Source organism: Phreatobacter stygius (assembly GCF_005144885.1).
In the GTDB taxonomy this organism is placed as follows: domain Bacteria; phylum Pseudomonadota; class Alphaproteobacteria; order Rhizobiales; family Phreatobacteraceae; genus Phreatobacter; species Phreatobacter stygius.
Genome location: NZ_CP039690.1, coordinates 2,545,627 through 2,557,930 on the forward strand (window position 1 = coordinate 2,545,627; position 12,304 = coordinate 2,557,930).

Here is a 12,304-nt window from a genome sequence, read left to right on the forward strand (position 1 = left end):
ACCGACACAGTGCTCCTATTATTAACGGGCATCTGCTTTCGCTGCTCGCGAATCAGCGGGCAGGACCGGTCGCAGGGAGTGTGCTCGTGACGGTCGCCGTTTCTCCGAGGGATCTGCCGGTTTCTTCCGGCATTTCCCCAGGTTCATGGCCTGCCCTCGTGCTCAACGCGGACTACCGCCCGTTGAGCTATTACCCCCTGTCGCTCTGGTCCTGGCAGGACACCATCAAGGCGGTGTTCCTCGATCGCGTCTCGGTGGTTTCGTTTTACGAGAAGGCGATCCGCTCGCCGAGCTTCGAGATGAAGCTGCCGAGCGTGGTGTCGCTGAAGACCTATGTGAAGCCGTCGCGCAACCCGGCCTTCACCCGGTTCAACGTGTTCCTGCGCGACAAATTCCGCTGCCAATATTGCGGCGACAGCGACGACCTGACCTTCGACCACCTGGTGCCGCGCTCGAAGGGCGGGCAAACCACCTGGGACAATGTGCTGGCCGCCTGTTCGCCGTGCAATCTGCTCAAGGGCTCGAAGACCCTGCGTGAATCGGGCATGCACCTGATGCAGCATCCCTACACGCCGACGATCCAGGACCTGCACAGCAACGGCCGGCTGTTCCCGCCGAACTACCTGCACGACAGCTGGATGGACTATCTCTATTGGGATACCGAACTGGAGCCGTGAGCGGCTGCCGGGTTCAGGCCTCTTCGCTGGTCCGCGCCGCGCCGACGAGCGCGACGATCGACAGGCCGGTCGCGATCACCACGTTCCAGCCGGCGAGCGAGACGCCGAGGAAGCGCCAGGCCGCCACCGTGCAGTCGACCACCCGCGGGCCGCTCTGCAGCTGACGCAGGAGATCGCCGGGCGTGCGGGCGAGTGCGGCCGGCTGCGAACAGCTGGTCGGGCCCTGCCAGAAGCCCCATTCGGCGCCGGCGTGGTAGGCGCCGAGCCCGACCGCCCAGGCCATGACCAGGGCCAGTGCCAGCAATCCGACACGAATGGCGAGCGGCGGCAGCCGCAGGACAGCGCCGAGCGCCACGGCGAAAGCCAGGGGAATGGCGATGTAATAGGGCAGGCGCTGCTCGAGGCAGAGCGGACAGGGCGCCAGCCCGATCACATATTGAAAGAAATAGGCGCCGAGAATCGTGCTGGTCGCGCCCAGGCCGACGACCAGGGCCGCAATGAGCCAGGGGCGCCGGCGGGCGACGGTGAGAGTGCTGGTGGCCAGAGTGCCGACGGAAAATGTGCTGACGGTCATGGCGACATTTCTTGATCCGTTCACAACGATCTGTCCATCCCGTGAGCCGGCCATGTCGGCTTTCGGTTGACCCAAGACGCCCCCTCGTTCATCACAAGATCATGAGCTCGGCTGATCCGATCCCCCGCGTGCGCCGCGGCGGCGCGTTCAATATTCCCAATATGCTCACCTACGGGCGGGTCGTTGCCGTGCCGCTGGTGGCGGCTTGCCTGTTCGTGCAGGTCATCTACGAAAGCGGGCTCTGGCTGCGTTGGGTGGCGCTGACGATCTTCATCATCGCCGCGATCACCGACTATTTCGACGGCTATCTCGCCCGCGCCCTGTCGCAGCAATCGGCCATCGGGCGGATGCTCGATCCCATTGCCGACAAGCTGCTGGTCGGCGTGGTGCTGTTGATGCTGGCCGCCGACGGCACCATTCTCGGCTGGTCGCTGTGGGCCGCGGTGGTGATCCTGTCGCGCGAGATCCTGGTCTCGGGCCTGCGCGAGTTCCTGGCCGAGCTGCAGGTCTCCGTACCGGTGACCCAGCTGGCCAAATGGAAAACGGCGTTGCAGCTGGTGGCGGTCGGGTTTCTCATTGCCGGTCCGGCCGGCGACCAGGTCATCCCCTTCGTCACCCAGGTCGGCATTGGCCTGTTGTGGGTCGCCGCCCTGCTGACGCTTTATACCGGCTTCGACTATTTTCGCGCCGGCGTCGGCCATCTGATCGATGAGGACGAGCGGTGAAGATCCTCTATTTCGCCTGGGTGCGCGAGCGCATCGGCAAGGCCGAGGAAACCATTGTGCTGCCCGAGACGGTCAGGACGGTCGCCGACCTGATCGCCCATCTCACCGGCCGCGGCGAGGAATATGCCTATGCCTTCGAGAACCCGAAGGTGATTCGCGCCGCCATCGACCAGGTCCATGTGAAACCCGCGGCCATGCTGGAAGGTGCCAAGGAAGTGGCCTTCTTTCCGCCGATGACCGGCGGCTGAACCGGCATGCCGACCAGGCGCAGACTTCTCGGCTCCTTGGCCTCGATCCCGCTGCTCGCCGCCGCCGGCGCGTTGCTGGCATCCCGTGCCAACCCCTATTATTCCGGACCGGTGTCGGATCATTTCGACGGCACCCGCTTCTTCGACCCGCATGGTGCCGCACCGCGCCCCTTGTCCGATCTGCTGCGCTGGCAGTTCGGCTCCGACGCCCGCGCCCGCTGGCCCGCCGCCTGGCCGCTCGAGCGGTTCGACACGCCGCCGGCTCGGGTCGAGGGCGACGCCCTGAGACTTGGCTATGCCGGCCATGCCAGCCTGCTGTTGCAGACGCGCGGGCTGAACATCCTGCTGGACCCGGTCTGGTCGGAACGCTTCTCGCCTTTGTCCTTCCTTGGTCCGAAACGGGTCAATCCGCCGGGTATCCGCTTCGAAGACCTGCCGAAGATCGACCTGGTTCTGGTCAGCCATGGCCATTACGACCATCTGGATCTCGCGACGCTGTCGAGGCTTGCGGCCAGCCACGCCCCGCGGGTGATCACGCCGCTCGGCCAGGATGCGATCATGAAGGCGCATGATCCGGCGATTCGCGCCGAAGCCCATGACTGGGGCGACCGGGTCGAGATCGGCCATGACATGGCGGTCAATCTGGCGCCGATGCGGCACTGGACCGCGCGTGGCCTGTTCGACCGCAACAAGGCGCTGTGGGCTGCCTTCATTATCGAGACGCCGGCCGGCCACATCTATCACATTGGCGATACCGGTTATGGCGACGGCCACCATTTCCGCGAAGCCAGGCGCCGCTTCGGCGACTTCCGGCTGGCGATCCTGCCGATCGGCGCCTATGAGCCGCGCTGGTTCATGAGCGAGCAGCACATGAACCCCGAAGAGGCGGTCCAGGTGATGCTGGATTGCGGCGCCCGCCATGCGCTCGCCCATCATTGGGGCACCGTCCAGCTCACCAATGAGCCGATCGAAGCGCCTCGCGCCGCGCTCGCCGAAGCGCTCAAGGCCAGGAATATCGCCGCCGACAGGTTTCGGGCGATCCGGCCGGGCGAGGCCTGGGATATTCCGGCTGCCGGCGCCTGAGAGCCCGTCCGAGCCGCAGGTTCTGCCCCCGGCTCGGCGCGGCCTGCGATGTCAGGACAGGCCCTGCCACGCGGTGACGACCGCCACCGTGATCAGCACCACGCCGGCGCCGCGGCCAAGGCTCACCGTCATGCCCGGACTGGATGTCAGCCAGTCCCGCCCGCTGCTTCCAGCCAGCGCCACCCCACCATAGACGGCAAGCTGCGTCGCCGCGGTCATCACCGCCAAAACGATGGCCTGCGCCCAGATCGGGCCGAATTCCGGCTTCAGGAACTGCGGATAGACCGCCAGCATGAAAAGATAGGCCTTCGGATTGAGCAGGCTCGTCACGATGCCTTGCCGGAAACTGGTCCACAGCGACTGGATCGGCAGGCTGCCGATCGCACCGATGACCACGGAACTGCGCAGCAACGTCCAGCCGATCCAGACGATATAGGCTGCCCCCGCCAGCAGCAGCACGGTGAACAGGCCGGGAACCAGACGCAGAAGCAGCCCGACGCCGAGCGCTGCATAGATGCCGTGGAACACGCCGCCCGCGATGATTCCGGCCGTGGCGGCCAGACCCTGGCGGCGGCCGCCGGTCAGTGAATTCGCCAGCACGAACACCATGTCCATGCCCGGCACGATGATGATGCCGAACAGGAGCACGAAGAAGAGCCAGAGGTTTTCGGCATAATTCATGTCAGTTGTCCGCCGCCGTGCCGCCCCGGAAATCGAGGGAGCCTTTGCTTTTCAGGGTGTTGTGGCGGATATATAAGACGGGCCAACTGACACCGAATGTCAGTTGTATGTGTGAAGTGCGGGATTTCCCGAGGTCACGTGATGCCGAAGGCCTCGCGCCTGTTCGAGATCATTCAGACCCTGCGCCTGGCCAGGACACCGGTCACCGCAGCGGCGATGGCCGAGACGCTGGAGGTCAGCCAGCGCACGGTCTATCGCGATGTCCTCGCGCTGCAGGCCATGCGCGTGCCGATCGAGGGCGATCGCGGCATCGGCTACATCATGCGACCGGGCTTCGACCTGCCGCCGCTGATGTTCTCGATCGAAGAGATGGAAGCTCTCGTCCTGGCGCTGGCGCTCTTGGAACGCACCGGCGACGGCGAGCTGAAGGAGGCCGCCAAGCGGGTCGGCGCAAAGATCGCGGGCGCGGTGCCGGCACCGCTTCGCCAGGTCCTTCACACCAACACGCTGCATGCCTGGGGCTCGGTGGCGCCGGCACCGCCCGGGCTCGATCTTGCGCTGGTGCGCCGCGCCATCCGCGACGAACGGAAACTCGATCTGGCTTATCGCGATGAGCAAGGCCAGGCGACCGAGCGAACCATCTGGCCGGTCGCGCTGATCTATTATTCCGAGACCGCCAATATCGTCGCCTGGTGCGAACTGCGCCAGGCGCGGCGCAACTTCCGGTCCGACCGGGTCGCGCGCTGCGCGGCATGCGACAGTTTCTTCAGGGGCAAAGGCGATCGCCTGCGCCAGGAATGGATCAGCGGCTGGAACACCAGCGGCGCGAGAGACGACACCTGAAGCGCTTGCCGCGCATCGGTGGGCGCCCCGTTACTGGATCTGCAGGCCGCGCAGCAGCCGCTCGATATAATCCATCTCGAGCTGCGGCCGGTCCGGATCCGACAGGCGCCGGCGCAACTCCTCCAGAACCCGCTGGGCGCGCTGGGCCGCACCCTCGCCGGCGTTGGGAATGCGGACATTGGAGTTTTCATTGGCCTCGCGGCCGCGCGTCGGCCGGCCGAGCGGGTCGTAGTCCTGGTTGCCGGCCTGGCCATTGCGGCCGGGCTGGCCCTGCTGATTGCCCTGGCCCTGCTGGCCCTGACCCTCCTGCATTTGCTGGGCGAGCCCCTGCGCGCCTTGCTGCAGGCTCCTCAGTGCCCGTCCCTGGGCATCGGCCGCGCCCTGGCCGTCGCCGCGGCCAAGCGCACCTTCGGCTTCGCGCATGGCACGGCCGGCATTGCCCATGCCCTGCTCCGCCTGCCGGCCACCCGGCGAATCGCCCTGGTCGCCCTGCTGGCCGAGCTGCTCACGCAATTGATCGAGCAATTCGCGCAATTGCCGCTGGCTCTCGCCAAGCTCGGAGAAGCTCGGGGGTCCGTCGCCCGGCTGGTCGCCCTGGCCCTGCTGCGGTTGCCCGTCCTGACCCGGCTGGCCCGGCTGACCGCGCTGGTTCGGACGCTGCTGCTGGCCGCGCTGGGCCCGACGCTGCTCCTGGCCCCGCCGGAAGGTCTGGTCGCGCAATTGCTGCTGGCGGCGGATCATGTCGGACAGCTGGTCGAGCGCGTTCTCGCCCTGCTCGGTGCCGTCGCCCATCTCCTGTTGCTGCTGCTGGCGGCCGGCCTGCAGGCCCTGCAGCATCTGCTGCAATTCCTGCATCAGCCGCTGCGCCTGCTCGCGCGCGCCGCTGCGGGCAAGGTTCTCGATGCGGTTCAGCATGTCGCGCAGGTCCTGCGGACGGACCGTGCGCGCATTGGGATCGCGCTGGGCCTGCTGCTGGTTCTGCCCGTCCTGGCGGTTGCGCAGCGCCTGTTCGGTCAGTTCGCGCATCAACCGGTCCATGGCCTGGCGCAGGTCCTGCGACAGGCGGCGGATCTCGTCTTCCGATGCGCCGCGCTCGATCGCCTGGCGCAGCCGCTCGGCCGCCGCCTGCACCGCGCGCTCGGCTTCCGACACGTCGCCGTCCTCGATCCGGACGGCGATATCCCAGAGATAATCCATGACCTCGGTCAGCTGGGCATCGCTCGACGCCCGCGTCAGCCGGAAATAGGCGGTGCGCAGCCCGAGATAGACCGCCGTCTCCATGCCGAACACATCAGGCGCAGTGGTCAGCGCCTCCAGGGCGCGCGCCACCCGCGGCCGCGCATTGGCATCGAGCGCCAGGATGCGCCGCTGCTCGACCAGGGCGCGCGGCACCGGCTTGGCGAAGCTGCGCTGCGGCAAGGTGGCGACGACCGTGTCGGACCGGCCTTCATTGCCGGCATCGTCCTTGGCATGCAGCGTCACCGCCACCTGCAGCCCGGCGAACGGATGCGCGACGAAATCGCGGCTGGTCTGGCTCGTGCCGTGGCGCGTGCGCGCCTGCGGCAAGACCAGCGGGATCGGCGGCAGTTCGGCCAGCGGCCGGGCCGACGGCCGCTGCAGCGCGGTGGCCGATGGCGCGAGCTGGAACCGCGCCTCGGCTTCGGTGACGCCGTAGTCGTCCTCGATCTTGTAGGACAGCATGAGCTGGTTGCGCTGGTCGGCCTGCGGATCACGCTCGAAGGTAATCGTCGGCGCCTGATCGATCAGCGCCTCGAAGCGCCAGTCGAGCGGTTCCGCGCCGGTGCCGCGGACCGTCAGCTGGCCGTCCCTGGCGATGACCCAGCGCGTCTCGGCAAGACCGGCCGGCGCGGTCGGCGTGGCACCCGTGGTGGCCGGTGGCGGGGCAGCCGTGACGCCGCCATCGGCGCGAATGTCGACATTGGCAAGGCCGGTCACCCGCAAGGTGACGACCGAACCCGCCGGCACCTTGAAACTGTCGGGCGTCGCCTCGCGCTGCGCGACCGGCTCGGTCGAGCGGCGGGTCGGCAGGATCAGGGGTGGCCGGCCGGTATAGGTCGGTGGCGTCACCCAGGCGTCGACCCGGTAGGTGATCGGCGCCGGCGGCGCGCGCCAGTCGAACGCCGTCATCAGCCGCGCCATGCGTTCGTCGCCGGCCAGGAAATAGGCCGGAACGATCAGCAGCAGCGCCAGGGAGCGGATCGCATAACGATCGAGATTGGCCATGCGCGGCATCGGAATGCCGGTCTTCAGCCGGCCGGTCGCGGCCAGTACGCGCGCCCGGTGCTCATCCCACAGCGCCTTGGCGAAAGGATCGTCCCGGGTGGCCAGTTCGTCGGCGAGCGCGGTCGCCGGCCGGTGCCCGCCGCCGGTCGACCGGTCGATCCGGCGCAAGGCCTCCTGATCGGTCGGCCGCCGGATGGTCAGAAGCGGCCAGGCGGCAATGACCAAGAGGCCCAGCACGAAGATGACGCCGCCAAACCGCGCCCAATAGGGCACGACCTGCCAGAATCCGAGCCAGGAGACCGCCAGGACGCCGCCGAAAATGCCAAGGAACAGCACCAGGCGCGGCCAGACACGCTCCCACAGCAGGACGGCCCGCGCGCGATCGATGGTATGGCCGAGCGCCGGATCATGTCCGGGCCCCGTCGCCTGCCGCTCGGTATTCGTGCCGTCGCTCAATGACCGCTCCGGTTCGTGCCACCTTGCACTGCACAGGGTAACACGAATGTCACGGAAGGCCACCTCACCGGCCCGGCCAGCCGATCACGGATCAGTGCGGAGCCTGTGAGGAGGCCGCCCTGAACCTCCCGGGCCATGCCTCAGACCAGCGACGCCAGGCTCGCCAGATCGACATTGGCGCCGCAGGCGAGCACCCCGACCCGCTCGCCCGGAGCCGGGCGATAGGCGCCGGCGATCAGGGCGGCGAGGGCCGCGGCCCCACCTGGCTCGGCGGCGGCACGCAGGTTCAGCCAGAGCCGCCGCTGGGCCTCGCGGATCGCCTCGTCCGGCACCAGCACGACGCTGTCGACATGGCGCGCCGCCACCTCGTGAACGCGCGCCAGCACGTTCCGGGCGCCGAGCGAATCGGCCGCGATGGAATCGACCTCGACATCGACCGGCCCGCCGGCGGCCAGCGCGGCCTGCAGCGCGCGCGAGCCTTCCGGCTCGACGCCGACCACCTTGACCCGGCCGTCGAACCAGCGGGCAATGCCGGAAATCAGGCCACCGCCGCCGACCGCCACCAGGACGGTGTCGAGGCCGCCGGCATCCTCTTCCCATTCGAGCCCGACCGTGCCTTGCCCGGCCATGGTCGGCCAGGCGTCATAGGCGTGGACCGAATGAGCGCCGCTTGCCGCCGCATAGGCTTCGCAGGCCGCCAGAGCATCGGCATAGCGTGCGCCGCCGACGACCAGGTCGGCACCGGTCTCGCGGATCCGGGCGATTTTCGCCGGCGACGAGATCTCAGGCACGAAGATGCGTGCGGCGATGCCGAGCTTGGTCGCCGCATAGGCCACCGCGATGCCGTGATTGCCACCCGAGGCGGCACAGACGCCAGCGGCGGGCAAGGGGCTGCCCAGCAGCGTGTTGAAGGCGCCGCGCGCCTTGAAGGTGCCCGTGACCTGCAGGAATTCGAGCTTCATCGACAGGGGAATGCCGAGGCCGAAGGTCTCGGGCCCGAGCGCAACCGTCGGGGTCCGCCTGATATGGCCGGCGATGCGGGCGTGGGCGGCACTGATGTCGTCAGGTGTCAGCATGATCGTTCCCAAAGTCGGCCCGAACCGGAGCCGCTTCGCGCTCCGCGGTCAAGCCCAGATCGCGACCGTCAGCCCGAACGCATCGCTGAGCGGCGGATCCGGAAAGGGGCGCGCCGTGCCGGCATGCAACCGGCGGGCGATCAGCGCGTTGACGCAGGCATCGAGCAGATCATCGGCACCGGCACCGCGCGGCGCCTTGTCGAGAAAGGGTTCGGGAAAGCCATGGTTGACCAGGATGGCGCGCCGGAGCGCCAGGCCGGAGCCATGAACGAGCGATTTGACCTTCTTCGGCAAGGCCACGGCCGTCTCGCCGTTGAGGCGCCAGAAGGCGAGCTCCGGATGGACCTCGAAGATGCGCCGGCCGAGCGTCGGATCGGCGCGCATCATCTGATCGATCTCGCGGATCTTGGGAAACAGGAAGAAGGCCTGTTTCGACACCTTGCGCGGCGGGTCGGAGGTTTCCAGCGCGACTTTGCAGGCCTCCCAATAGTCGAGCATATGGACGGCGCTGCGCGACGGCAGCGAGAACACCGACGACTGGCGCTCGCCGAGATACGGCCGGACATGGCGTTCCGGCCCGCGGCCGCCGGCGCCGGCCCGTTCCGGCAGGCCGATCGGCATGTCGACGGCAATAATGCCGGCGCCGTCGATCAGGTCGGCAAAACGCGGGCTGACCGTCACTTGGGGTTCGATCGGGCCGGCTGCCGTTATCGTCACCGCGATCCAGCCGGCCTTGCATCCGTCGACGCCGCGAACGACTGTGGCTGAACCATCGGGATAGTCGTCCGGCATGATCTTCCGCCTTCTCCGCCGCGCCAGGCTCGTCATCGCGATCCTTGTCGCGGCTCCGCTGCTGTTCGCCCTTGTCTACACCGTCGTCACGCCGGTCTCGACATTGATGGCGTGGCGCAAGGTCACCGGCGGGCGGGTCGAACGTGTCACCGTATCGCTCGCCAATGTCTCCCGATCGGTGCCACGCGCGCTGATCGCCTCCGAGGATGCTCGCTTCTGCGGCCATTGGGGCGTCGACTGGCGCGAGCTTCAGGCGGTTCTGGACGATGACGACGGCCCGTCGCGCGGCGCCTCGACCATTTCCATGCAGGTCGCCCGCAACCTGTTCCTCTGGCAGGGCGATTCCGGCCCGACCGCCTATCTGCGCAAGGGCCTGGAGATCCCGCTGGCACTGGTCATCGACCTGATCTGGTCGAAACGGCGGATGATGGAGGTCTATCTCAACATTGCCGAATGGGGCCCGGACGGCGAGTTCGGCATCGAGGCCGGCAGCCGGCGCGCCTTCAACAAGCCGGCGGCACGGCTGACGCCGTCGGAAGCAGCCCTGCTCGTCTCGATCCTGCCGAATCCGATCGAGCGCGACGCCCGCCAGCCCGGCCCCGGCGTCCGGCGGAAAGCCGCGATCGTCAGCCGGCGCGCCGCCGCCGCGGCCATCGACTGTCTCGGCTGATGACCCGGGGTGGACGGCTCGCGGCGCCGCGGTCACTATCGCCGGGCATGCGTCAACTGGTCCTCGCCGCTTTCCTCTTGTGCCCGCTCGGCCAGGCTGCCGCGCAGCCGCCGCCGGCCGTCCCGCAGACGACACCGGCCCAGATCGACCGTGTCGTCGGCCCCTGGGAATTGTCCAACCCGGCGGGCGACCGCAAATGCGACGTCACCTTCAAGGCCGAACGGGCCGGTCCCGGCTTCGGCCTCGGTTTCGCGGCAAGCTGCGCCGCCATCTTTCCGGCGGTCACCGGTGTCGTCGGCTGGGCGGTCACGCCCAACGGCAATATCCAATGGCTCGACCGCACCGGCGCCGCCACCTTCGATTTCGGCGAGACCGAGGTCGGCATTTTCGAGGCGCTCCGGCCAGGCGACCCGAGCGTCTATTTCCTGACCAATCGCGGGCTTGCCGGCACCACCTTGCCGACCGCCGACGAGCTCACCGGCATCTGGACGCTGGGCCAGCCGCGCGGGCGGGCGCTCTGCACCCTGACGTTCAAGCCGGAGCTGGCCGCCAATGCCGGACCGCTCGAACAACGCTTCACGCTCGACGCCGCCGAGGGCTGCGAGCGGTCGGTCGCGGCCCTCGGGCTTTCCAGCTGGCGCCTCGAGCGCGAGTTGCTGGTGCTCCAGGGCGCTACGACCGTGCTGTCGTTCAAGCGCGATCCGGACGGCCGCTGGACCAAGGTGCCGGCCGATAACCGGCCGCTGGTGTTGAGCCGCGAATAGCAGCGCCGATCGGCAGTGCCGCGGCGCTCATCGACCTTGCCTTGGGGCAGCCGGTCGGCCGGGCCCAGGAGAGGGGCGGCCCGGACATTCTGGCGCTGGAGGCCATGGCGGCGAGCTACACGCGCCTGCTCGTCGCCGACCCGGCCGCCGGCGAGACCAACTGGGACGCGTTCCCGAGGCGGCGCGCCTAGGGCGGCATCCCTCGCAAATCAGAACGTCTGCGCCATCGCCAGGAGCTTTTGCACCGTGTTCCAGTTTCTGGCGGTGCCCAGCGTCCCGAGCCGGCGCTCGATCACCCCCGGCAGCAGTTTCGAGCCGGTTGCGCCGGTGGGATAGTCGACACAGAGATCGTCGCCGCAAAAAGCCAACCGTTCCGGGCCTTGATGCTGGGCAAGCGCCGTGACGCTCTCGGGGCGCGGCGTCGCGGCCAGGAAACACACGCACAATTCACTCGGGCGCGCCTCAGCGGCCTCCGGAAAGGGATTGGCCGCAACGATCGCCGCAAGGTCGTCCGGCCTGCGCAGGACCACCAGGTTCGCCAGATCGAAGCGCCGGAGCACCCGTTCGACGATCGCCTGCACGGTCGCCGGCGACTTGCGGGTCTCGATGATGAGATTGCCGGTCTGGATATAGGTCGCGACCCTTGCCAGTCCGGCCGCCTGGCAGCCCTCGCGCAGGTCCTGCATCGACATCTTGGCGTGGGTCGCCGGGCCGATGGCACGAATGAGCCCGATCAACACCGTCATCGCTGGTCACCCGATGGTTCGAGGCCGCGCGCCATGGTCAGCAGCGTCTTGGTGGTGTTCCAGTTGCGCGCGGTCGCCGGGACCTTCAACGCCTTGTCGAGCACGGCCGGTGTCAGCTTCGAGCGGCCGACCCCCTCGCGGTAGTCGATATAGAGGTGCTCGCCGTCGAGATGCAGCCGCTCCGGCCCGTCATAGGCCGCCAGCCTCGCCGCCGCGCCCTCCGGCGGCAGACCGTCGAGAAAGCTGACCAGCATCAGATTGGGACGCTCCACCGCGGCATCGGTGAAGGGATTGCCGGCGATGACGGCGGCCAGTTCGGCCGGCGTGCGGATGAGCGTGTGGTTCCTGGTCAGGCCGAACCGGTCGCGCAGCACACCGGCGACCAGGCCCTTCACCTCCGCCGCCGATTGGTCGGTGGCAAAAACGATGTTGCCGCTGGCGATATAGGTCGAGACCTGCCTCAGCCCGGCCTGGTCCAGGGCAGCCCTCAGCTCCTTCATTGGCATCTTGTCGGGCCCGCCGACATTGATGGCGCGCAGCAGCGCAATGAACACGGCCATGGCCGGCGACCTCCCCCGATCGGCCAGTCATACAGGCGCAGAGCGGATTCGGGCAGCCTTGCGCGAGTTGCCCGGCAGCGACCTGGGTCGAGCAGGCCGAAGCCCGCGACCGGTCATAACAGGGCCCAAGACACCGCGGTATAGTGCCCGTCACGCCCGCGCCTG

The 12,304-nt window shown here is 68.3% G+C and carries 14 protein-coding genes; 7 read left to right on the plus strand and 7 right to left on the minus strand.

Going from position 1 to position 12,304, the window contains the following annotated elements:
- The first annotated feature begins 131 nt into the window (after positions 1-131).
- Positions 132-677, plus strand: coding sequence for an HNH endonuclease (locus E8M01_RS11715; RefSeq protein WP_425467736.1), 546 nt, complete (start codon positions 132-134; stop codon positions 675-677).
- A gap of 13 nt (positions 678-690) precedes the next feature.
- On the opposite strand, the gene E8M01_RS11720 is transcribed toward E8M01_RS11715, so the two are convergent.
- Positions 691-1,251, minus strand: a complete 561-nt coding sequence (locus tag E8M01_RS11720) for a disulfide bond formation protein B (RefSeq protein ID WP_136960282.1) — start codon at positions 1,249-1,251, stop codon at positions 691-693.
- A gap of 101 nt (positions 1,252-1,352) precedes the next feature.
- Here E8M01_RS11720 and pgsA point away from each other — a divergent pair, with 101 nt between their 5' ends.
- The 3 genes from pgsA to E8M01_RS11735 are packed head-to-tail and all read left to right on the plus strand — an operon-like array spanning position 1,353 to position 3,307.
- Positions 1,353-1,976, plus strand: a complete 624-nt coding sequence (pgsA, locus tag E8M01_RS11725) for a CDP-diacylglycerol--glycerol-3-phosphate 3-phosphatidyltransferase (protein WP_170181868.1) — start codon at positions 1,353-1,355, stop codon at positions 1,974-1,976.
- Entirely contained in the window at positions 1,973-2,224 is a 252-nt protein-coding gene (gene moaD, locus E8M01_RS11730; protein ID WP_136960283.1) for a molybdopterin converting factor subunit 1, read from the plus strand. The genes pgsA and moaD overlap by 4 nt, the downstream gene beginning before the upstream one ends.
- A 6-nt stretch (positions 2,225-2,230) precedes the next feature.
- The gene (locus E8M01_RS11735) at positions 2,231-3,307 is read left to right on the plus strand and encodes an MBL fold metallo-hydrolase (RefSeq protein WP_136960284.1); all 1,077 of its coding nucleotides are present in this window, start codon (positions 2,231-2,233) and stop codon (positions 3,305-3,307) included.
- Positions 3,308-3,358: 51 nt separating this feature from the next.
- On the opposite strand, the gene E8M01_RS11740 is transcribed toward E8M01_RS11735, so the two are convergent.
- Complete coding sequence (locus tag E8M01_RS11740) at positions 3,359-3,988, minus strand: LysE family translocator (RefSeq protein WP_136960285.1); 630 nt, start codon at positions 3,986-3,988, stop codon at positions 3,359-3,361.
- A 141-nt stretch (positions 3,989-4,129) separates the two neighbouring features.
- Here E8M01_RS11740 and E8M01_RS11745 point away from each other — a divergent pair, with 141 nt between their 5' ends.
- Positions 4,130-4,831, plus strand: a complete 702-nt coding sequence (locus E8M01_RS11745) for a helix-turn-helix transcriptional regulator (protein WP_136960286.1) — start codon at positions 4,130-4,132, stop codon at positions 4,829-4,831.
- A gap of 30 nt (positions 4,832-4,861) precedes the next feature.
- On the opposite strand, the gene E8M01_RS11750 is transcribed toward E8M01_RS11745, so the two are convergent.
- The 3 genes from E8M01_RS11750 to E8M01_RS11760 form a co-directional block, all read right to left on the minus strand.
- Positions 4,862-7,531, minus strand: a complete 2,670-nt coding sequence (locus E8M01_RS11750) for a TIGR02302 family protein (protein WP_170181869.1) — start codon at positions 7,529-7,531, stop codon at positions 4,862-4,864.
- A 140-nt stretch (positions 7,532-7,671) separates the two neighbouring features.
- Positions 7,672-8,607, minus strand: a complete 936-nt coding sequence (locus E8M01_RS11755) for a threonine/serine dehydratase (protein ID WP_136960288.1) — start codon at positions 8,605-8,607, stop codon at positions 7,672-7,674.
- A 48-nt stretch (positions 8,608-8,655) separates the two neighbouring features.
- Positions 8,656-9,399 carry a DUF429 domain-containing protein gene (locus E8M01_RS11760; protein ID WP_136960289.1) on the minus strand — a complete coding sequence of 248 codons (744 nt, stop codon included), beginning with the start codon at positions 9,397-9,399 and terminating at the stop codon, positions 8,656-8,658.
- Here E8M01_RS11760 and E8M01_RS11765 point away from each other — a divergent pair.
- Complete coding sequence (locus E8M01_RS11765) at positions 9,398-10,069, plus strand: transglycosylase domain-containing protein (protein ID WP_136960290.1); 672 nt, start codon at positions 9,398-9,400, stop codon at positions 10,067-10,069. The genes E8M01_RS11760 and E8M01_RS11765 overlap by 2 nt on opposite strands.
- Before the next feature lie 47 nt (positions 10,070-10,116).
- The gene (locus tag E8M01_RS11770; protein WP_170181870.1) at positions 10,117-10,833 is read left to right on the plus strand and encodes an AprI/Inh family metalloprotease inhibitor; all 717 of its coding nucleotides are present in this window, start codon (positions 10,117-10,119) and stop codon (positions 10,831-10,833) included.
- A 209-nt stretch (positions 10,834-11,042) separates the two neighbouring features.
- On the opposite strand, the gene E8M01_RS11775 is transcribed toward E8M01_RS11770, so the two are convergent.
- The gene (locus E8M01_RS11775) at positions 11,043-11,579 is read right to left on the minus strand and encodes a DUF1697 domain-containing protein (protein ID WP_136960292.1); all 537 of its coding nucleotides are present in this window, start codon (positions 11,577-11,579) and stop codon (positions 11,043-11,045) included.
- Positions 11,576-12,139: a DUF1697 domain-containing protein gene (locus tag E8M01_RS11780; protein WP_136960293.1), complete on the minus strand. Its 564-nt coding sequence runs from the start codon at positions 12,137-12,139 to the stop codon at positions 11,576-11,578. Before E8M01_RS11780 ends, E8M01_RS11775 begins: the two co-directional genes overlap by 4 nt.
- Positions 12,140-12,304 lie beyond the last annotated feature (165 nt).